Source organism: Bdellovibrio sp. HCB337, from assembly GCF_047302465.1.
GTDB lineage: Bacteria > Bdellovibrionota > Bdellovibrionia > Bdellovibrionales > Bdellovibrionaceae > JACMRP01.
The window spans coordinates 664,254-686,300 of the sequence record NZ_CP178621.1 but is presented as its reverse complement, the minus strand read 5'-3'; the positions used below and the strand labels follow the sequence as shown (position 1 = coordinate 686,300).

The window sequence follows — 22,047 nt, the reverse complement described above, 5'->3', positions numbered from 1 at the left end:
TGGACGGTGATTCTATCTTAGTGGAACTTACGAACGATCTCTTTGAAGTAATCACCGCGCTCTTCAAAGCTATCAAACATATCAAAGCTTGAGCAGCTTGGTGAGAGCAAGACGATATCGCCGATTCTGGACTTCTGATAAGCGATCAAGACCGCTTCTTCGAAAGTACCGATCAGGAATGTTTCGCTGTAGTCGCCCAAATCGCGATTGATACGCTCTTTAGCTTCCCCGACCAGGATCAAAGTCTTAACTTTGCGCTTCACGATGGTACGCAAAGGCTCATAGTTCAGATTGGTGTCCTTACCGCCGGCAATCAGGATCACGTTTTCGTCAAAAGTGTCCAAAGCTCTAAGAACTGCGTGAACGTTGGTGGCTTTAGAGTCGTTGTAGAACAAAACTCCGCCCACTTTGCGCACGTACTCGATACGATGAGGAATATTGCTGAAACCGTTGATCACAGCTTGGATCGCATCGTGCTTAGCTCCGTGTTCACGAGCTGCCAAGATCGCTGCCATCACGTTTTCGATATTGTGCTTACCCTTCATCTTCATGTTCTTGATGGTGTAGTACTCAATATCTGGGCCGGTACGAACACGGATTTCATCGCCGATATTCACGGCGCCACCGATGTTCATGATCTGAGGCTCCAAAGCCGGTTTGCGAGAGAAATAGAAAATACGTCCACGTTGAACTTGTGGATCACGCGCCAATTCAACAACGGCGTTGTCGTCTGCATTCAAGATGCTAGTTGTTGCTTGATTTGTATTTTTGAAGATACGGCGTTTTGCGTTTACGTATTCTTCCATAGAGCGATAACGATCCAAATGATTTTCAGCAAGATTCGTGAAAACCACGTTCATTGGATTGAAGTTTTCGCTATGCTCAAGCATGAAGCTAGAAACTTCTGCAACAACTACTTGGGCTTTGTCATCAAGACGAAGATATTCCACAAGTGGCTTATCAGTCGCGCCGCCAACCCAAACTTTAAGGTCAGATTTGCTCAAGAAAGCTTCGATCAAACGAGCTACTGTCGTTTTGCCGTTCGTTCCTGTGATACCAATGATTGGCTCTTTAATGAAGCCAGAGCTGAACTCGAACTCACCAGTGATTTTGATCCCTTGGCTGCGAGCATAGTCGAAGATTTTCAAATTCGAAGGCACGCCCGGGCTCAAGATGACTAGATCTTGTTGCAAGAAAGTTTTTGGGCTGTGTCCGCCCAAATCAAACTTAATAGGCAAACCTTCGCACAACTCTAACTGAGCAGACAATTCAGGCTTTGATTTGTGGTCCGTCACCGTTACTTGAGCTTGGTGCTTGCACAGGAAATGCGCAAGACTCACACCGGTTCTTCCTAAACCGACAACAAGAATTCTTTTATCCTTCAATTCACTAACTTCTCTGAACATGATGACTACCTTATCTTAATTTTAAAGTCGCTAGACTTAATACAGCTAACAAAATGGAAATAATCCAAAAACGAACAATAATTTTGGTCTCAGTAAGACCTTTTAACTCATAGTGATGATGGATGGGCGCCATCTTAAAAACTCTTTTGCCTGTCAGCTTAAAAGAGATCACTTGCGTGATCACCGACAGAGCTTCAACCACAAACACGCCGCCCAATAGAACCATCAAAAGTTCATTGCGGGTGACGACCGCCATAATTCCCAAGAATCCACCGATGCTTAGGCTTCCTACGTCTCCCATGAAAACCTGCGCGGGATAAGTATTGAACCACAAGAAGCCAAGACCCGCGGCCACCATCGCTGCAGCCACTGGCACCAATTCACCGGCACCCACCACATGAGGGATCTGCAAGTAGGAAGCGATCGAGAAGTGTCCTGCTACATAGGCAAATAAACCTAGGGTGCTGGCACTAATAATCACAGGCACAATTGCAAGTCCATCAAGCCCATCTGTAAGGTTGACAGCATTAGCAGTTCCAACGATCACCAATGCGGCGAAAACCGTGTAGAAATAGCCCAAATCCAGTGAAATATTCTTCGCAAACGGCAAAGAAACCACAGTTGAAAGCTCAAAGAAATGGATCAAAACAAAAACCGTGATCCCCGCGATCAAGAACTCCCCCAAAAGGCGGATCTTTCCAGAAAGACCTTTTGTGTTCTTTTTGCTAACTTTCAAATAGTCATCCGCATAACCGATCAAGCCAAACCCGACAGTGACAGCAATAACTGCCAAAACTAGGGGGCTTAACAAATCGACCCATAACAAGCATGGAACCATGGCGCTCAAAAGAATCAAACCGCCACCCATAGTAGGTGTTCCCGCTTTTTTCTTATGAGTTTGTGGGCCGTCATCACGAATGCTTTGGCCAAAATGTTTTTCTTTAAGACGATTGATGAAGTAAGGGCCCCACATCCAGGCCATGAAGAACGAAGTAAAAAATGAAATGAACGTACGGACGGTGATGTAGCGGAAGATGTTTAAAGGAGAAAACTGATCCGCAAGCGAATATAGCCACTGATAGAGCATCTTTGTAAAAACCCTTTATTCTAAGATAATGCTGTCGTTGAGTCTGGACTTTCGTTGTGTAACACAAAGACCAAACAAAAAGCAAGAAAATGTTTGCAAGATATTGAAATCATTTATATTTAATTAAATTATGAAAACTCATTTTTCGAACCTTAGTTTGCGGTCGTGTGTGCTAGTGGCCCTTTTCGTTTATGTACTGGTAGTGATTTTTAATACCGGTTTCATAGCGACGGACGAATATTGGGATGGCATTACTCGCTATCTTCCGGCGCAAAAGGCCACGACAAAAACTTTAATTAAAGAAGATGACGTTAAATCTCCGCTGCAAATTCTGCCGATGCACTTTGCGGCTCAAACTGCGTACGCCCTTGGCATTGATAGTCCCTTTAATCAGTATCACTTCGTTATAGTGTTTTGGGGATTGGTGGGTTTTGCACTGAGTGCTTGGGCCGCCATTCTTCTGTTCCGCCGACAGAACGAGACCTTGGCAAAAATAGCGGTCCTAATGCTGGCGTTTCACTTTGCAGCGCCAGGCTTGCTCACACGGCCGATGTTTGAGGCATTGGCTGCTCCGTGGATGGCTTTGTCCTGTGCGTTTGCCGTCCTTTATGATGAGAAACGAAACTTGAGAGATCTCTTGCTGGGTGTGTTTGCCGCATCAATGGCTTTTACTCTGCGCCAACAAACGGGATTCTGTGCGCTGGTTTTTGTCTTCTTGCCGGTTCTTCACAAAGAATGGAAACATTTTTTCATGGCGGGTGTCGCGGGCCTTGGCTTCTTTGTCTTAAGTGGCATTCCCGACATTTTCCTGCGTGGCCGCTTCCACCACTCTCTGCGCGCTTTAGCAGAATACAATTTTAAGCATGGCTCGGATTATGGCAGCCGTCCTTGGTATTTTTTCTTTCCACTCATTTTCGTCTGCATGATGGTGCCGTGGCTGATTGCAAAGTATCCTCCAGGTTTCTTAAAGACCTACTTCCGTCGCTACCGTTCTCTTTTTATAATTTTGGGCCTTTTCTTGGTTTTGCACTCGATGTTCGCGAACAAATTTGAGCGCTTCTTGATTTCTATGATCCCGGTCATGATTTTCTTGATGGTGCCGTTTGTTGGGTACTTCGTAGAGAACTGGCAAAGCCGCAAATACCGCCTGATCTCGATGATGGTATTTAGTTTTATATTGTGGCTTCCGGCTTCATTCTTTCCGGCGCAAAAAAATATCACGGACCTTTCGCGCTTTTTGGATGCGCACCCAGAAATCAAGCACGTCATTAATGTCGATATATCGCTAGAGTGGCTGCCAGATGCGTTCATGAACCGAGGTGCTTACAACATTTCGCACATTTACACTCCTGACTTTCAAAAACTTCAGCCAAAGACTTGCGACTTGATTGTTGTCCTGAACGAAAACTCTTATCAGACCAATAAAGAATTCATGGAGACGCACTACTCGTTCATCGAGCGTTTTGATGTAAATGTGATTGAAGCCATCGCCTATAAACTCAATCCACAAAACAATGTACGCCGCTCACCCTTGTACGTTTACGGTTGTAAGCAGCCTCAATAAGACTGCTTCCAAAATCCGTCATTAAAATTACCATGATTCATCTTAGACTCCTGTCTTTTACCAAGGCCGGAGTCCGGCGTTTGACCCCTGTTCCATAATCATTAAAAACCAAAAGATGAATATTGAAAGTTCTTTTCGGACGTTTGAAGACCCCATTCGTGGTGAGAGTTTCAGTACGCCCCGGCTCGAAAGCAATGCCGAGGCTTTGGCGCGCAGTCATGCGCTTTTAAAAGATCCTCGCAAGGGACGCGCCCTCAGTCATCGCATCAATGAAAATAGAGACGTTTTAGAAAAAGCCTATCAAGAGGTGCTTGAAGCGGTCGCTGCACACCGGGCCATTACACCTGCCGGAGAATGGCTCATCGACAACTTTCATATTGTGCGAGCACAACTTAAAGATGCTCATGACCACTTGCCACCAAAGTTTTACAAAGAGTTGCCAAAGCTAGAAGAGGGACCTTTGCAAGGATATCCCCGTGTGTATGGCATTGCATGGTTTTATATTTCTCACACTGACAGTCACATTGATACGGACTCTCTCAAGCGCTTTTTGATGGCTTATCAAAAAGCGGAAGTACTCACCATTGGCGAGCTCTGGGCGGTTCCTATCACTCTGCGATTGGTGATGATGGAGAACCTGCGAAGACTTGCCGTCCGGATTGTAGGTTCGCAAAGAGCACGCAAAAAAGCGGACGCCATTGCTGACGAAGTCTTGGGACTTAGTCCCGAGGCTCCACGCCCCACGATGGATATTTTAGCAGAGCTCGAAAAAACGCCGTTTTCAATCTGGCTAGCTGTCCATTTGCTTCAGAGACTGCGCTTTCAAGACTCTAAAGTGGAGCCGATTCTAAATTGGCTTGATCAAAGGTTGGAACAAGACAATCTGACGGCAGACAGTGCCGTTACCATAGAACACGCCAATCAAACCGCGGCAAATGCCACGGTTCGCAATATCATCACAAGCTCGCGGTTGATTTCAGCCTTTAATTGGCGGGAATTTTTTGAAGATGTCAGTCAGGTCGATGCGGTCTTAAAAAGAAACTCTGTATATCCGTCCATGGACTTCGCAACACGCGACCGCTATCGCCATAGCTTAGAACATCTGGCAAAATACTCACCGCTGACGCAGGTTCAAGTCGCTGAAAAGTTGATTGCCATCACAGAAAGCCCCAAGGTCGCTCATGATCCGCGTTTGTCTGAACCCGGCTACTATTTAATTTCAAAAGGCCGAAAGTCTTTCGAAAAAGAAATCCGTTTTCGCCCCCGCTTTTCAGAAATTCTGGCAAAAGGTTATCTTGAAAGCGGCACCGAGATTTACCTTGGCAGTATTTTGTTTCTGACCCTGTTGATATTGTCTTTGCCTTTCTTGGCGGTTCGCTCTTTAGGTCTTTCGCAGATTGAAACCTTTGCTTACTTTGCATTGGGCCTTTTACCGGCCTCTGAAATCGCAATTGCTATCGTCAACCGAGTCACCGTCGCCCTTCTCGGCCCCCAACATTTACCACGCCTGGATTTAGAAGACGGAATTCCCGAAAAATTCAAAACCTTTGTGGTGGTTCCTTGCTTTCTGACCAGCAATGCAGCCACTGATCAACAACTCGAACAGCTCGAGATTCACTATTTGGCGAACCCCTCAGGGCATGTGCATTTCGCGATGCTGACGGACTGGCTAGATGCCAAAACCGAAACTCTTCCGACGGACATGCCGCTGCTTGAGTATGCGGTTGAAAAACTACGAGTCCTCAATAAGAAATACGGGCCATCGCTAAGTGGAGATCCTCGCTTTTACATTTTTCATCGTAAAAGACTTTTCAATCCCAAAGAAGAAAAGTGGATAGCTTGGGAAAGAAAGCGCGGAAAGCTTCATGAGTTCAATGAACTACTTCTAGGACGTAGCGATTCCAGTTTCATCAGTTTATCGGGTGGCAACTTGCCAATTCCATCAGGGGTTCGCTACATCATTACTCTAGATGCAGATACGAGAATGCCGAAAGCATGCGTAGCTCAACTAGTCGGCACGCTAGCCCATCCTTTAAATCACGCTCAATATGATTCTGAAATAGGACGTGTTACTGAAGGTTATGGAATTTTACAGCCACGCGTGACTCCGACGCTGCCGCCACTTCATGAAGGCACTATCTATCAAAGATTGTCGGCAGGTCCTGGTGGCGTTGATCCTTATGCCACTGCCGTTTCTGACGTGTATCAGGATCTTTTTAATGAGGGGTCTTTTACTGGAAAGGGAATCTATGATTTACCGGTTTTTCATAAGGCACTTTCTGGAAGAGTGCCCGAGAACAGTCTTTTAAGCCATGACCTCTTCGAGGGAAACTACGCACGGTGCGGATTTCTCAGTGATGTGGAGTTCTTTGAGGATTTTCCCTGTCACTCAGGAGTAGCGGCTTTACGCAACCACCGCTGGATGCGTGGTGACTGGCAGCTTCTTCCGTGGATCTTCGGCCGAGGTGGTTTTTCGATTTCTGTCATCGGTCGATGGAAAATGTTGGATAACTTACGACGCTCGTTAATGGCGCCTGGAATCTTTGCCCTGTTTGTTTTAGCACTGACCAGTCCAACCCCTTCCATTATTGCATGGTCACTATTGGCAGTGGCCGCCCTGGGTATTCCGGTATTGCTGAATTTTATTTTTGATCTTGCCTCTAAGAAACGAAGTGTCCGCTGGTCCGAGCACTTTTACTTTGTGGGCGAAGATCTTGTTCAAGGACTTGAACAAACCGGCATGAATCTAATGCTTTTGCCTTTTCACGTTTGGATCGCAGTGGATGCCATTGGTCGTTCCCTGCATCGCCTTTTCATAAGCCATAAAAATCTTCTTGAATGGACGACGGCGGCTCAGGCCAAAGCGGCAGCCAATCTTCATATCCGAAGTTTCTTTCTAGGGATGCGTGGCGGTCTTTACTTAACGATCGCTGCAATAATATTGCTGGCAGTGAGTTCACCCTACAGTCTTATACTTGCGAGTGTATTGTTTTTAGGATGGCTCTTGTCACCTCTCTATGCGTATTGGATCAGTCATCCACTTGAAGAGGACACCCTTCGCCCGATGTCGCTCGTTGATCGCGAGACCCTGCACATGACAGCGCGAAGAATTTGGTTGTTCTTTGAGCGTTTTGTCAAAGCCGAAGACCACTTCTTACCGCCGGATAATTTTCAAGAAGAACCCGATCACGTCATTGCACATCGAAGCTCTCCAACAAACTTCGGTCTGTATTTACTTTCAGTCTTAGCCGCAAAGAATTTTTCGTGGATTAGTTTACATGATGCGATTCATCGCTTGGCAGTCACTCTTAAAAGTTTAGATGAGTTACCGAAGTTTAACGGTCATTTTTTTAACTGGTACGAAACCACCACCACTCACCCTCTAGAACCTCGTTATATTTCCTCTGTTGATAACGGCAATCTGGCCGGTCACTTGATCGCCGTCGCTCAAGGTGTGCGCCAAATGCTCAGCGAAAAAATAGAGTTGAACCACTGGCCAAAGGGTATTCAAGACAGTTTCGCCTTGTTTAAACGTTACGTGAATCAGCAGTTACAAAATAAACCCACCAAAACCTACGACGAAGAAGAACTTTTAAGAAGCATTCACCTGTTTGAGAAAACCCTGATACTATCTTTGGGGCGGATTGAAGAAAAATCCTATTGGCATGAGCTCAAAGAGTCTGCCCATCACATGCACGAACAAGCCCGACGCATTTTTAAAGAACCTGCTGATTACGAGATTCTCGCCTGGTCCCACGCCGTTCAAACTGACGTCATCAATATCAGCCTTGATTTTCATTCTTTGATGTCATGGATTGAATACTCTTGGAAAGATCTTCCCGGTACCAAAAGGCCCGAAGAGCATAAATCCTGGACTGAAATTCAACAGCTCTTACGTCAAAGCGTGTCTTTGCAAGATCTTCCGTTATTCTGTGAAACTATCATCGAAAAACTGACTGCATTTACAAATACCTACCCATTGCTCTCGACGGGGACTCTTAGCTATATAGAAGAACTTCATCGTCGTCTCGAAACCAGCATTACCAATGCTCAATTGCTTATTGATCGCGCCCATCAAGCACAAGCGCTGTCTTATCAGCTTTTTCAAGACATGGATTTCAGTTTGCTCTTTGATAAAACCCGCAAGCTCTTTTCCATTGGGATGCGGGTCTCTGACAATACCTTGGATCCAAGTTATTATGATCTTCTAGCCTCTGAAGCCCGCCTTTTAAGTTTTATCGCTATTGCCAAGGGCGATGTCCCGGTCTCGCATTGGTTTCACTTAGGGCGAAGTCTTACGGAAGTTAACGGGGGTGCCGCTTTAGTTTCCTGGTCGGGATCCATGTTTGAATATCTAATGCCTTCGCTGGTGATGAACACTCCGGATGGAGGCCTCATCAAGCGCACTTGTGATTTAGTAATTCAAAGACAAATCGAGTACGGCGAAGAAAGATCGGTTCCTTGGGGTGTATCTGAATCCGCCTATAATAAACGTGATTTGCATCTAACATACCAGTACTCCAACTTTGGGATCCCCGATTTATCTTTGAAACGTGGCCAAGGCACGAATCTAGTTGTTGCACCGTATGCAACACTTCTAGCCGCCATGTATGAACCTTCTCTTGCTGCAAGTAATTTACGACGCCTAGAAACCTTCGGAGCACGCGGTCTTTATGGTTTTTATGAAGCTATTGACTTTACTTCTACTCGGCTGCCTTCCCATACAAGTTACTCTGTCGTGAAAGCTTATATGGCCCATCACCAAGGCATGTCTTTGGTGGCGATTACGAATCTATTTAAAGAGAATCTTTTCTGCCGTTTTTTCCATGCGGAACCTCTCGTTCAGGCCACAGAAATTCTACTGCAGGAAAGACCGCCACGAGTTGTCGGAGTTATACCAACCACCGAAGCCCCTCACTTTGCTTTTGTGCGTGAAGAAGTTTCTAACGTCAGCCGTCTCTATCACAGCGTGAACAGACCGACTCCTCGCACTCAGATTCTTTCTAATGGTCAATATTCAGTAATGATCACCGCGGCGGGTTCGGGCTATAGCCACTACCAAAAGAACGCGGTTACTCGCTGGCGTGAAGATGTAACTCAAGACCGTTGGGGTCACTACTTCTTTTTAAAAGACAAAGACAGTCAAAAAGTTTGGTCTCCGACTTATCAGCCACTTGGCACACCTGCCGATTACTATGAGGTCTCTTTCGCTGAAGATCGTGTCACGTTTATGCGCGAAGAGGACGACATCTATTCACGCTTGGAAATTTTCGTCTCTCCGGAAAGCAACGCTGAAATGAGACAGCTGACGCTGACTAATCATAGCGATTTAGTGCGCGAAATCGAAGTTACCTCTTATGCGGAAATAGTTCTTAACACACCGGGGGCAGACACCGCACATCCCGCGTTCTCGAACTTATTTGTACAAACTGAGTTTATTCCAGAAATTGAGACCCTGATCGCCCAACGTCGTCCTCGCTCATCGACAGATCCAATATTCTGGGCAGCCCATGTACTTCAAGCCGACCACCATCAAGTCGGTGACGTCGAATATGAAACCAATCGCGGTCTGTTTTTAGGACGAGGTCGTAATATCCGTAATCCAGAGGCTATTTTTGACGGGCAAAAACTTTCCAAAACACTGGGACCTGTTTTAGATCCTATTTTTAGTTTACGCACCAGAATCCGCCTAGAACCTGGAAGCACTTCTGTAATCACGTTCTCTATGATGGCGGGTCACACTCGGGAAGAAGTTTTGCATTTAGCTGAAAGCTATCACGAACCGCAAATCTATGAACGCGTTTCCACTCTGGCTTGGGGTCAAGCTCAAGTAAAATTGCAGTATCTAAATATAGAACCGGAAGAGGCCCATCTCTTTCAGCGCTTGGCAAGTCGTCTGTTATATCTGGATTCATCTCTACGCCCTTCTGGTGCTGTCCTTAAACGAAATGTAAAAGACATCACTCAGCTTTGGAGCCAAGGAATCTCGGGCGACTTCCCGATTATCGCAGTTCGTATTGAAGACTGGGAAGACCGCGGAGTCGTGCGCCAACTATTAAAAGCACAGGAATATTTGTCTCTGAAAAATGTGGTGGTGGATCTTGTCATTCTGAATGCAAAAGGTACTTCTTACAGTCAAGAACTGCATAGTCTTTTGGAATCCCTCGTTCATATGGGAACAGTTGCTGCTCCTCCGCCTTTGCATCAAACTCGCGGAAAAGTCTTTTTACTTCGCGAAGACCTACTTTCCACCGAAGAACGTTTGGCGGTCTACGCCGAAGCTCGTGTCACACTGGCTGCCAAACAAGGAAGTCTTTCTGACTTGGTGAACCGGATGCTTCACCCGACCAATCCACCAGCGCCTGCAACAAGTGTGAATCGTCACAAAATAGCGCCTCTGCTTAAAATGCCCGAACTTGAGTTCTTCAATGGGCTTGGTGGCTTTACACCGGATGGCCGAGAATATGTCGTAGTTCTAAACAAAGCTTCGCAAAATACTCCCACTCCGTGGCTGAACGTGATTTCAAATGGCAACTTTGGTTTTCAGGTCTCTGAAAGCGGCTCTGGATATACGTGGTCTATGAACAGTCGTGAAAATCAAATCACGCCGTGGTCCAACGATCCCGTTTGTGATCCTAGCGGCGAAGCATTCTATTTCTATGATCACGAATCAAAATGCATTTGGAGTCCGACAGCTCTGCCAATTCGCCTGGAAGAGGCCTCCTACATTGCTCGCCATGGACAAGGCTACAGCACGTTTGAGCATCTCTCTCATGGGGTTTATAGTACGCTTACGCAGTTTGTTCCTTTAGATCTGTCAGTAAAGGTCTCTTTGTTAAAATTGGAAAATCGCTCTTCACAAAAACGCCGTATTTCAATTTATTCCTATGTAGAATGGGTTTTGGGCTTTGCACGCGCAGTCACAGCACCTTTGACGATCACGGAAGTGGATGAAGTAACCGGCGCTCTCTTTGCATTGAATTCTCGAAGCAACGAGTTCGGCCATCGCGTGGCCTTTGCAAGTTTCTTATACAGTAAAAAACAATCCGTCACCGGAGACCGTCGCGAGTTCATCGGACGCAATAGTTCTTTAGCTTCACCTTATGCCGTCGTGCGTGGCACGGGCCTTTCCAATCATGTGGGCGCAGCGCTTGATCCATGCGGTGCTTTTCATATTGAAGTGACAATGAGTCCCGGTGAAACGCTTGAAATTCCGTTTGTACTTGGGCAAGCCGAAAGCCGCGAAGAAGCTCGCAATATTCTGACGGTGCTACGTAATCAAAAACCAGAGGAGATGCTTCTACAAGTTACTCGTCAGTGGGATGCGTGGCTTGAAAAGATTCAAGTACACACTCCGGATCAAGCTATGAATCTGTTGCTGAATCGTTGGCTTTTGTATCAGAACATGAGTTGTCGCTATTGGGCCCGTTCCGCGTTCTATCAAGCTGGCGGCGCCTACGGATTCCGCGATCAGCTCCAAGACTCTATGGCTTTAGTGCACATGGCTCCGGATGAAGTTCGTTCTCATATTCTACGCGCAGCCTGTCGCCAATTTGTCGAAGGCGACGTTCAGCACTGGTGGCATCCTCCGATGGGTCGCGGAGTGCGCACTCATTTCTCGGATGATTTGTTATGGCTGCCATACGTCGTTAGCTACTATATAGATGTCACCAAAGATTTTTCGATTCTTGAAGAGGAAGTGTCCTTCTTGGAAGGCCCGCCACTACGTCCTGACCAAGAGGATTCTTACTATACTCCAACGGTCTCAACTCAAACAGCTTCTTTGTACGAACACTGCGCCCGCGCTTTAGATCGCAGCTTGAAAGTGGGTGTTCATGGTCTACCCCTGATCGGATGTGGCGACTGGAACGACGGCATGAATCGCGTTGGTAAAGAAGGCAAAGGTGAAAGTGTTTGGTTGGGATGGTTCTTATACACCAATCTTCAACTCTTCGTTCGCCACGCAGAATCCCGGGACGACAGCACACGAGCGATTCAATGGGCCCATCATACTGAAAGTCTGAAGAAAGCTCTAGAAACTCACGGTTGGGATGGAGATTGGTATCGCCGTGCTTACTATGACGACGGGACTCCACTGGGTTCGGCTCAGAGTAGCGAATGCCGAATAGATTCTTTGGCGCAAACATGGGCCGTGATTTCGGGCGCTGGCGATCCTGCACGTACTCGCCATGCGATGCAGGCTTTGGATCGATTGCTGGTACGTCGACAAGAGAAAATCATTCAGCTCTTCACTCCTCCTTTTGATAAAACGCCTTTGGATCCTGGCTATATCAAAGGGTATCTACCTGGAGTGCGTGAAAATGGCGGGCAATACACTCATGCCGCCGCTTGGTGTATTATTGCGTTTGCACTCTTAGAAGACGGTCACAAAGCCCAAGAGCTTTTCAATCTGGTCAATCCGATTTACCACGGCATTACTTTAGAAGCCGCGCAAAGATACAAAATCGAGCCCTACGTTGTTGCCGGAGACGTATATTCGCAAGCCCCACATGCGGGCCGTGGCGGCTGGAGTTGGTACACGGGTTCTGCGGGCTGGATGTACAGAGCAGGTCTTGAATACATTCTCGGTTTTGGAGTTAAAGGAGATGAGCTGACAATAAATCCGCAGATCTCACCAGACTGGGCACAATTCAAGATTAACTACCGTCATAAGTCTTCGTTGTATGAGATTCTAGTAGAGAACCCGGGCTCTTATTCCAACGGAGTCAAAAGTATTTTGGTGGACGGAGAAGAAATGAAAAGTGGGTCTAGCATTCATCTTGTCGACGATGGTAGAACCCACTCGATTGTTGTAACACTCGGAGGCTCTCGTATCAGACCAAGCCCCCGAGAAATCACTTACTAGTTATTCGGCGCACCCGATTGGATCCATCTGAGGATCTGATCCAATTGCGTCGGAGTCAGCGCTGATCCACTTTTTGGCATAGAACCGCTTTGAGTGATTCTATACAGCAAGCTACCCGCAGGATTTGCAGTATTTACGGACTTCATCGTATTTGCATAAGTCGTATAACTGTATCCACCTGAAGTACCGTGGCAGGCCACGCAACGTGGCTTCAAAATATTATTGTAGATAGCAGTATATGTAATGTTCGGATCTGGCGTCGGAGTTGGAGTAGGTGCCGGAGTAGGTGTTGGCGTCGCTGTTGGACGTGGAGTTGGTGTAGGTGCAGGTGTCGGCGTCGGCATTGGCGTTACCGTCGGACGTGGTGTCGGAGTTGGAGTCGGTGTCGGCGTCACTGTTGGTCGTGGCGTCGGCGTAGGAGTCGGAGTTACAGTTGGACGAGGTGTCGCTGTAGGCATTGGCGTAGCAGTAGGTCGCGGTGTTGGTGTCGGCGTTGGCGTGACCGTTGGACGTGGAGTTGCTGTCGGCAGAGGAGTCGCCGTTGGCATCGGTGTCACTGAAGGACGCGGAGTAGCCGTCGGCATTGGTGTTGCTGTTGGCATTGGTGTCGGTGTTGGTGTCGGAACCGAACCCGGACTTAAAGATGCAATCCATTCCGCAATGATATCAGCTTGCTCAGCAGCTAATGGCGACCCCGGCGGCATAATACCACCTTGGATAATCAAATAAAGTTGCGATGATTCAGGATCTCCAGGCACTACGTAGTTGGATACAGCGAGTTTGTTAAGATCGTCAGCGTAAGTCAGGTTAGTACCGCCATAGTTATTGGCATCATGGCAGCCCGCGCAGTTTTGAGTTAGTACATGCAAAGCTTGCGACTTCAGATCAGCATTGGGATCGCCATTACTTCCTAGATCCAAATTGCCAGTATTCAAATCTTGTCCAAAATCGGCAACTGGAACACGACCACAAGCTTGATAGTTTAAGACGAGCCCCGCAAGACCTGCGATGACCACGACGGCACCTAACGTACGCTTCATACATCCCCCTGGATTCCACTATTATGTGGCAACTCGGGGACGTGCTAAATAAAAATTAGCTCAGCCAGACTAAGATGAGACACTCTCGACTTGGAAGTGAGGCCTAGGCACTCAGAAACCACACGGATTCTCATGTAGAACGGATGTTCGATTTTGCTATTTGTTCAGACTGAAATCTTTGGGCTCGCACGGAAGCACAAAACGCTCTAGCTTCATGCCTCTAGACCCCTTCACCATAGCCATATCGCCCGAGCGAAGGTCACCTGCAAACTCACGAGCTGTTTCGTCTTTGAAATCTCCGGCGATGTTCGCAGGATTTTTATAACCCGACTTTTTAAGACCTTTTTCAAAGGCTCCAAAGCTTGCGCCGATGAAATAAACTTTATCAAAGCCGCTTTTGCCAACAAGTTCGCCCAACTCTTCATGCAAAGAATTTGCAAGAGATCCCATTTCGAGCATTTCACCAAATACGCCAATTTTACGGCCCTTGGTACTGAGGATTTTCACATTGTCCAACAAGGCTTTCATAGAATCCGGATTCGCATTGTAACCATCAAAGATCATTTGCGCGCCGGATTTTAGATCCAACAATTGATTACGACCCCAGATAGTTTTGCAGTGACCAAGGCCCTGCCAAACTTGTTCAGGATCCAACCCGGTCGCGATACCGATCGCAGCGGCTGCCATCAAGTTCGTTAAATTCTGAGCACCAAAAACTGGAACGGTGACTGTGCCATCTTCATCTAGGATGTGACCACTCACCGTCAGGCTCTGCAATCCCATAGCATCAAGTTTCAAATAAACATCGGCCTTAGGATCCGTTGATGAAAAAGTCACAAGCTTCGCCTGTGGAAATTTCTTCTGAGCCTTTTCATACATTTTGTGAGTCAAAGGATTATCGAGGTTGTACACGCGAGTCGCTGTTGGCGAAGCCGCTTCGTAAATTTCTTCTTTGGCTTCGGCAATTTTTTCGATTGTGCCAAAGTGCTCAATGTGAGCACGACCCACCATCGTGCAACAAACGACGTCAGGCTCTGCAATGTGAACCAATTCTGTGATTTCGCCCGCATGATTCATGCCCATCTCGACAACGGCAACTTCTTTTTGCGGATCTAACTGAAGCAATGTAAATGGCACGCCCCAATGGTTGTTGAAGCTTCCCTTGCTGTAGTGAACACTTTTAAAACTATCAATGACGGCTGCGGTAAATTCTTTGGTCGTCGTTTTACCGTTAGAACCTGTGATGCCGATAATAGTGGCCTTTGAAGTTTTACGGGCCCAGTTACCAAGATTCTGCAAAGCCTTCAATGTGTCTGAAACCAAAATCACCGTAGTCTTGCTTTTCAAGCTTTCGATCATCGGTGTTTTTTCGTGAACGAGGATGCCAGCCGCGCCTTGAGCCACTGCTTTATCAACAAAGTTGTGCGCATCAAAACTTTCGCCTTTAAGTGCGATAAAAAGTTGTCCTTGAAGAGATTGACGAGTGTCTGTGCCGATGCCTTGAAATTTCTGATTCACATCACTGAGGGCTTGTCCCTTTGTTGCCGCAAGAACGTCCTTCAATTCCATGATTCTCATTTCAAGCACTCCTCCGCCACTTTGAAATCGCTGAATGGCAATTTCTCTTGGCCAATAATTTGATAGTCTTCATGACCTTTGCCCGCAATCAAAATCACATCGCCTGCTTTTGCTTGGCGAATTGCCTTTTGAATCGCGTCTTTTCTTTGAACTTCCACTTGGATTTTATATTGCTCGCCCGCTGGCAGAGCATCCGTCATGTCACGAATGATTTGAATAGGATCTTCCGTGCGTGGGTTGTCCGAAGTGATAATAACATGATTAGAATATCGCAAAGCCATCTGAGTCATCAATGGACGTTTGCCTTTGTCACGATCTCCGCCACAACCAAACACCGTCCAGATTTTTGCCGAAGACCCCATGGATTCACGCACTCGGATCAAGGCACTTAGAACATTTTCAAGCGCATCCGGTGAGTGAGCATAATCAATAAACACTGAAAGATCTTTGTCGTTTTTCACAGCCTGTAAACGCCCAGGAACTCCAGTGAAGGTTTTCAAAGCCGCAATACAAGTTTGCAATGGGATCCCTGCAGAGATACCCACCGCCATTGCAGCTAGTGCATTCATCACATTATGAGTTCCAGACATTGGTAAATAAACTTCACCCTCGCCAGCTGGTGTTTGAACTTTAAAAAGAGTCGACGTGAAATCCATTTTGATGACTTCGTATTGGAAATCGCCTTCACGATGTCCATACGTCCACAAGATTGCAGGATCCGCAACACGCAGTTGGCGTCCCCATTTGTCATCAGTGTTGATAATAGCAAAACAAGGACTTTTGCTGGTCTTCCAAAGAAGATCTGTGAACAGTCTTTGTTTTGCTTTGAAATACTCATCCATCGTGCCGTGATAATCCAAATGGTCACGGGTCAGATTGGTGAAAACTACAGAATTAAACGGCACGCTGTCGACACGTTTTTGTTCTAAGGCGTGACTTGAAACCTCCATCACAACGGCAGAAGCGCCCTCTTGACGGAATTCATTCATACGTTTTTGTAGATTTACGGGATCTGGAGTTGTCATCTCTGACGGCCAAACTTTTTCGCCAAGACGATGATTAACAGTTCCAATCACGCCGACAGGCATACGAGCGTAATCCAAGATACATTCTACCATGTAAGTAATAGAAGTTTTGCCGTTAGTGCCTGTAACACCAACGCAGAAAAGATCACGACCCGGATCCCAATAAAAGCGACTCGCTAAAATATCCAAAACTTGACGCGAGTTTGGTACTTGCAAAACAAAACCAGAAAAATTTGCTGGAATTTTAGAGCGATCTTCCAAAACCAGAGCTGCCGCTCCTTTAGAAATCGCGTCTTCAATAAAATCATGCCCATCCGCTTTGGATCCGCGAATAGCGACAAATACTGCGCCAGGAACCACCTTGCGAGCGTCATAGCAAATTTCGCTCACTTCCACGTGAGAAAATGAATTCTCCGGGATTCCTGGAAATATAGAAAATAAATGTTGCAGCTTCATGTTGACCTTTATTGTTCAGAAACACATTATCCTAAAATGAGAAAACTCGCAAAAGTATATTGCCTCGACGAATATCATGACGACAACGCGCCTTGGGTCATTCTCATTCACGGATATGGAGCAGATGCTTCAGATTTAGAGCCGCTGAAGGATTACATCCCCACTTCAAAAAAAATTAACTGGTTATTTCCGCAGGGCCTCATAGATGTGCCAATCGGTCCCGGATGGACCGGAAAAGCTTGGTGGTCGCTGGCTCTGAGCACTTTGCCAATCGAAGATATCAGCACAACAAAACCTGATGGCCTCGAAAAAGCCCGTCGAGAACTCATAAACATGATCGAAGAGCTTAAAGTGCCTTGGAGCAAAATTATTCTTGGCGGTTTCTCACAGGGCGCCATGTTGGCAACGGACATTTATTTAAATGCTCCAGAAACACCTGCAGGACTCATTCTTTTGTCTGGGTCTTTGATCAACAAAGAGGAATTGAAGCCCTTAGTCGAAAAACGCAAAGGTGAAAAATTCTTCCAAGCCCATGGCGAATTGGATCAAGTTTTACACGTCAAAGGCGCACGTCGCTTAGAGTCTTTTTTAAATCAAGGCGGAATGAAAGGAAGCTGTCTTGGTTTCCAAGGAGGACATGAAATTCCTCCTCAGATCATTCAAAAAGTCGGCGCTTATATCGACCAACAGATTAGCGCAAAATCACTGTAATTTCTTTGCTGTCAGGCAGCGGAGCTCCTACTGGGGGCTCTACACCACTGACAAGCCCCTGACCGCGGAATTTCACGCTGATCTCTTTTCCTGAGAAGCGGCGCAAGACTTCGCGCAACGTCATGTTTGTCACATCAGGTACAACACCCAAGTCCAAACTTGTCGTTACGATGTCCCCTTCCGTCACAGCGGCAAGACCTCGTGATTTTTCACCATCCATCTTGATCGCTTTGCGTTTTTCTGGAAGAAGATTTTTCTCTGATAAGAGCACTGGCGCCAAGCCTTCTTTACGAACAGCATAAGAGGCTACACGCGAGAAGATCGGTGCTGCCACTTGCGCGCCATAGAATGCTTTACGTGGATGATCCACAGCTACATAAATCACAAACTTTGGATTATTCGATGGAATGAATCCCGCAAAACTCGAGATATATCCACCCTTGATGTAACCACGACCGTTCGGATTCACTTTTTGCGCAGTTCCTGTTTTACCAGCGACGATAAAACCATCTACGCGAGCATTTTTACCCGTACCGCCATCCGTAGTCACTGCACTTAACATCATCTTCATTTGGCTTGCTTGTTCAGGAGTTAAAACACGTCGGATCGGTTTTGGATCGATGTTTTTAACCTGGCCTGTTTCGTTGTCACGAATAGATTGAACGATGTAAGGCGCATTCAATACGCCGCCGTTAGCAATCGCCGCATACGCATTTGCCAGTTGTAGCGGCGTCACCGCAATCCCGTGACCGAAAGAAATATTACTGAGCAAATGCGGACGCCAAGGCAAAGCTTGTACTGTCCCACGCGCTTCGCCGGCAAGATCAGACCCCAGCTTATTACCAAAACCAAAATCCAAAAGACCTTGGCGAAGACTGTCGTCTCCCATTTTGAATGCGATCTTCGTAGTCCCGATATTCGAAGACACCGCCAAAATTTCACTCACGGTTAAATTTCCGAAGTTCTCATGAGTTTCTGCTTCGCGGATGACCTTATCACCGACCTTGAATGAACCATTTTCGCAGAAGAACTTGGTGTTCGGAGCGATATTCCCTTGGCGAAGGGCCGATGCAATCACGATGGTCTTTAAAGTACTGCCAGGCTCGAATGCGTCGGTCGCAGCTTTATCACGGCGAAGTTCCGGCGCTGTTTTCATCGCCTTATTCACATCAAATGTCGGCACACTTGCCATTGCGACGATCGCAGATGTTTGCGCATCCAAAATCACGCCTACTGCTGAATCCGCTTCAAAGTTAGCAACGGCTTGAGCCAATTCATTTTCAAGATTGTACTGAATGTCAGAGTCGACAGTCAGTTTGAGTTCATTCCCATCTGGATTTTCAGTAAAGAGCAACCCATCAGCGATCAAAGGACGACCACGAGCGTCTCTGCGGACTGAAACTTTTTTGCTATTGCCTTTAAGCTCTGTTTCGAAAGATTTCTCTAAACCTTCAAGCCCTTGTCCTTCACTGCCCAAAAATCCCAAAGTGTGCGCTAAAAGACTTTCATTCGGATAAACGCGTCTCCACTCTTCAACAAAAGAAAGACCGCGAATATTCCAAGATTTGATCTTGTTCGCTTTTTCTTCGTCCATCAGACGTTGAATCCATACAAAGCGTTTGTTGGAATCTTTGATCTTACTGAAAACACTCTCCGTGCTAACGCCAAGTTCTTTAGCGATATTCTTGGCCAACTGTTTTTTCTTTTCCAAGATTTTTGGATCAGCATAGAGCGAGTATGCTGTTGCCGACATTGCCAAGTCACGACCGTTACGATCGATGATCGCGCCACGACGAGCTTGCAAAGTCACCACCGTCTGAAATTGACGGTTTTGCAAAGATTGAAGTTTTTCATTCGGCAAAAACTGAAGATAGGCCGCACGTAAAATCAATGCGCCCCAAAGAACCATGACACCGGCAAAAACCAAGATAATACGGGATTTCAACTAGAGCTCCTTTTTGCCCGCAGGCGAAGCTGACTCGTTCGCCACTGCAGTACTTCCACTCAAATGAATGATTTGATCCGCTTGAATTTTCTTAAGAGTAAATTTGGAATGAGCCATGCTCTCTAGAAGCTGAGGGCGCGTGACTTTGACCAATTGGATTTCTTTAACGTGCTTTTCTTCAAGAATCTTTTTATGTTCGCGGCTCAGCTTCAAAACGCTGTAACCCAAACGACGTTCTTCCATTTGCAAGAAAACTAAAGAGAAAAAAGTGAAGATGACGATTAAAACACTAAAAAATGGTTTTAACTGTCTAAAATTTCGCGAGCTCATCCTGAACTCTCCTCTCAAACACCCTCAGCTTCGCACTTCGCGAGCGTGGGTTTTTATCGCACTCATCCTGAGTGGGAAGTAAAACTCTTTTATGGGTTTGCTCACCCAATTCTTTATTACTTTTAAAAATAGTTTTTGCGATACGGTCTTCCAAAGAATGAAAGCTGATCACACACAAACGTCCACCGGGCTTCAGGGACTTCATCATCGCAGGGAGTGTATGCTCTAAAACTTCCAATTCGGAATTCACCCGCAGACGCAAAGCCATGAAGTACTGAGTCGCTGGATGGAAACCTTTGTGTCTCCAACCTTCAACACGCTCAATAAGGCCTGCTAATTCTTTGGTGCTTTGCCAAGCTTTGGTTTTACGATCGTGCACAATTGCACGCACTACGCGGAAAGGCTTATAGATTTCTCCATACTCCTTAAACATATCATTGAGTTCCTGCTCTGACGCCGTATTCAAAATATATTCCGCCGTTATGCCTGTGGTTTGATTCATGCGCATATCCAAAGGACCGTCTTTGTTAAAACTAAATCCCCGATCTGCCTTATCGAGCTGAGGAGAACTAACCCCCAGATCTAATAACATCATATCAAAAGAACCCAGATTGTGCTCAGGAAACTCTGCAAAATTTCCATGAATTATGCGTACTTGCTGAGACTCGACCTCGGTCCTGAAGTTCTCGTGACCGAACTTAATAGCGGTGTCATCTTGGTCCATTACCACAGCTTTCACTTGTGGAAAGTTACTTAAAACCGCGCGCAAGTGACCGCCGCGCCCGAAGGTCCCATCGAAATAACGAATGTCTTTTTTGTCTCTGAAAACAGAGAAGGCCTGAAGCACATCTGTGACCATGACAGGATAATGCTCCGGAGAGAACTCGACCTTCGTTAGATCAGGAAAAGGGCTATTTTGAGGGGTATTGGAGTCTGACAAGTCGATGTCCTAATTTGAAAATTTTCTCTGTGATTCCCAAGGTATGAACAAATTGTTTGTGGGTCAAGAGCCTATGATTTAAGCTATTAATAATGCTAGTCAAATGTCCACGTTGCGGTTTTTCGCAACCCCAAGATAAATACTGCGCACAATGCGGTGTCGATATGGAGACCTTCAAGCCTCCTCGTAAATCCGCGCTGATTCGCTATTTGACAGATCCTCTTCTGTACTTGGGCATCGCTTTGATTTTGATTGGCCTCTCGATTGGTACTCTCTACAAAAAAGACAATGTCGATCTTGCCCAACGAGTAAGATTCCTCAAAGGCACGTTGCAAATTGCCAGCACCAAAAACTCTGAGGGCACTGCTACAACACCTGCTGATAGGCAAGTTTCTGACAACGAAGAGCCTGAGGTCGATGCCCCCGCCGTAGCCGTTGGGGCTATGGCCGGTGGACAACCACCTCCTCCGCCAACCACAGCAACGAAAGCAGCGGCGCCGACTTCAGGTCCCGTAGCTTATATTTATTATGCCGAGGTTCCGCGCGCTGCTTTAGATCGCCTCTATCAAGAAAGCCAAGCGACAGGACAATTCAACTCTTTCGGAGATTATACGGCTGGTATTCTTCCGGATATGCAGAAACGCATTACAGCTCCGGGATTAAAAATTCGCATTCTTGAAAAAACAGAGAAAGTGATCGTGAAGAATCAGCAATGGTTCAGCGGTATTCATGATCCTGAATTCGACGAAGACCTGGGACTCAGCACTTTCATCGAACTCACTGACTCTGATAACAATGTCTTCCGTGGAAACCTTGAAATCGTCCGCAGCCTGCGCGAGTTCGATGCTGAGAAGGCCCGTGGCCTTGCCGCTGTCGATCAAAACGCGGGTGTTCAAAAGAATTCCTTCCCAGCTATTTTTGAATTGGGCCCAGGCTATGGCTTTTTCATTGCGGGTGTCCTGCCACGCAAAACCGTGATTGCTCACGAAGAAGAGCTTGCTAGCAAAGCGCCTCCTTTTACGATCTTGAAATCCCCTGCCTTCCAAAACAAGCAATCTGAATTCGTCATTTTCATTGAATTTGAGAAAAAACCTTAAGA

General features: G+C 46.4%; 11 protein-coding genes and 1 pseudogene. 4 read left to right on the top strand and 8 right to left on the bottom strand.

The window, feature by feature from the left end; genetic code table 11:
• Nucleotides 1-17 precede the first annotated feature (17 nt).
• Together murD and mraY are read right to left on the bottom strand one after the other, a co-directional pair.
• Entirely contained in the window at nt 18-1,406 is a 1,389-nt protein-coding gene (murD, locus tag ACLWBB_RS03295; protein WP_413290137.1) for a UDP-N-acetylmuramoyl-L-alanine--D-glutamate ligase, read from the bottom strand.
• A gap of 10 nt (nt 1,407-1,416) precedes the next feature.
• Nucleotides 1,417-2,493, bottom strand: coding sequence for a phospho-N-acetylmuramoyl-pentapeptide-transferase (gene mraY / locus ACLWBB_RS03290; RefSeq protein ID WP_413290136.1), 1,077 nt, complete (start codon nt 2,491-2,493; stop codon nt 1,417-1,419).
• A gap of 130 nt (nt 2,494-2,623) precedes the next feature.
• Between mraY and ACLWBB_RS03285 the strand changes: the two genes are divergently transcribed.
• Complete coding sequence (locus ACLWBB_RS03285; RefSeq protein ID WP_413290135.1) at nt 2,624-4,057, top strand: hypothetical protein; 1,434 nt, start codon at nt 2,624-2,626, stop codon at nt 4,055-4,057.
• A 115-nt stretch (nt 4,058-4,172) separates the two neighbouring features.
• Nucleotides 4,173-12,923 carry a GH36-type glycosyl hydrolase domain-containing protein gene (locus tag ACLWBB_RS03280; RefSeq protein WP_413290134.1) on the top strand — a complete coding sequence of 2,917 codons (8,751 nt, stop codon included), beginning with the start codon at nt 4,173-4,175 and terminating at the stop codon, nt 12,921-12,923.
• Here the strand turns inward: ACLWBB_RS03280 and ACLWBB_RS03275 are convergent.
• From ACLWBB_RS03275 to ACLWBB_RS03265, 3 genes are all read right to left on the bottom strand, one after another.
• Nucleotides 12,920-13,963 carry a c-type cytochrome gene (locus ACLWBB_RS03275; RefSeq protein ID WP_413290133.1) on the bottom strand — a complete coding sequence of 348 codons (1,044 nt, stop codon included), beginning with the start codon at nt 13,961-13,963 and terminating at the stop codon, nt 12,920-12,922. The two genes, ACLWBB_RS03280 and ACLWBB_RS03275, sit on opposite strands and share 4 nt — an antisense overlap.
• 156 nt (nt 13,964-14,119) lie before the next feature.
• Nucleotides 14,120-15,541: a UDP-N-acetylmuramoyl-tripeptide--D-alanyl-D-alanine ligase gene (locus ACLWBB_RS03270; protein WP_413290132.1), complete on the bottom strand. Its 1,422-nt coding sequence runs from the start codon at nt 15,539-15,541 to the stop codon at nt 14,120-14,122.
• Complete coding sequence (locus ACLWBB_RS03265; protein WP_413290131.1) at nt 15,538-17,022, bottom strand: UDP-N-acetylmuramoyl-L-alanyl-D-glutamate--2,6-diaminopimelate ligase; 1,485 nt, start codon at nt 17,020-17,022, stop codon at nt 15,538-15,540. The genes ACLWBB_RS03270 and ACLWBB_RS03265 overlap by 4 nt, the downstream gene beginning before the upstream one ends.
• A 36-nt stretch (nt 17,023-17,058) precedes the next feature.
• On the opposite strand from ACLWBB_RS03265, the gene ACLWBB_RS03260 reads away from it, so the two are divergent.
• Entirely contained in the window at nt 17,059-17,733 is a 675-nt protein-coding gene (locus tag ACLWBB_RS03260) for an alpha/beta hydrolase (RefSeq protein ID WP_413290130.1), read from the top strand.
• On the opposite strand, the gene ACLWBB_RS03255 is transcribed toward ACLWBB_RS03260, so the two are convergent.
• The 3 genes and pseudogenes from ACLWBB_RS03255 to rsmH form a co-directional block, all read right to left on the bottom strand.
• Nucleotides 17,714-19,678, bottom strand: a complete 1,965-nt coding sequence (locus tag ACLWBB_RS03255; RefSeq protein WP_413290129.1) for a penicillin-binding transpeptidase domain-containing protein — start codon at nt 19,676-19,678, stop codon at nt 17,714-17,716. The genes ACLWBB_RS03260 and ACLWBB_RS03255 overlap by 20 nt on opposite strands.
• A complete protein-coding gene (locus tag ACLWBB_RS03250; protein WP_413290128.1) occupies nt 19,679-20,008 on the bottom strand; it encodes a histidine kinase in 330 nt (109 codons plus the stop codon). It abuts the gene before it with no gap.
• Nucleotides 19,989-20,894, bottom strand: a pseudogene (gene rsmH / locus ACLWBB_RS03245) (16S rRNA (cytosine(1402)-N(4))-methyltransferase RsmH); the annotation flags it as partial. The pseudogene rsmH and the gene ACLWBB_RS03250, both read right to left, overlap by 20 nt.
• Before the next feature lie 146 nt (nt 20,895-21,040).
• On the opposite strand from rsmH, the gene ACLWBB_RS03240 reads away from it, so the two are divergent.
• Complete coding sequence (locus tag ACLWBB_RS03240; protein WP_413290127.1) at nt 21,041-22,045, top strand: hypothetical protein; 1,005 nt, start codon at nt 21,041-21,043, stop codon at nt 22,043-22,045.
• The last annotated feature ends 2 nt before the right edge of the window (nt 22,046-22,047 follow it).

Bases quoted from the DNA above. Each gene is read 5' to 3' on its own strand.
- ACLWBB_RS03240 (WP_413290127.1), top strand. From the start codon at position 21,041: ATGCTAGTCAAATGTCCACGTTGCGGTTTTTCGCAACCCCAAGATAAA.
- ACLWBB_RS03285 (WP_413290135.1), top strand. From the start codon at position 2,624: ATGAAAACTCATTTTTCGAACCTTAGTTTGCGGTCGTGTGTGCTAGTG.
- ACLWBB_RS03260 (WP_413290130.1), top strand. From the start codon at position 17,059: ATGAGAAAACTCGCAAAAGTATATTGCCTCGACGAATATCATGACGAC.
- ACLWBB_RS03275 (WP_413290133.1), bottom strand. From the start codon at position 13,963: ATGAAGCGTACGTTAGGTGCCGTCGTGGTCATCGCAGGTCTTGCGGGG.
- ACLWBB_RS03250 (WP_413290128.1), bottom strand. From the start codon at position 20,008: ATGAGCTCGCGAAATTTTAGACAGTTAAAACCATTTTTTAGTGTTTTA.
- murD (WP_413290137.1), bottom strand. From the start codon at position 1,406: ATGTTCAGAGAAGTTAGTGAATTGAAGGATAAAAGAATTCTTGTTGTC.
- ACLWBB_RS03280 (WP_413290134.1), top strand. From the start codon at position 4,173: ATGAATATTGAAAGTTCTTTTCGGACGTTTGAAGACCCCATTCGTGGT.
- ACLWBB_RS03270 (WP_413290132.1), bottom strand. From the start codon at position 15,541: ATGAGAATCATGGAATTGAAGGACGTTCTTGCGGCAACAAAGGGACAA.
- mraY (WP_413290136.1), bottom strand. From the start codon at position 2,493: ATGCTCTATCAGTGGCTATATTCGCTTGCGGATCAGTTTTCTCCTTTA.
- ACLWBB_RS03265 (WP_413290131.1), bottom strand. From the start codon at position 17,022: ATGAAGCTGCAACATTTATTTTCTATATTTCCAGGAATCCCGGAGAAT.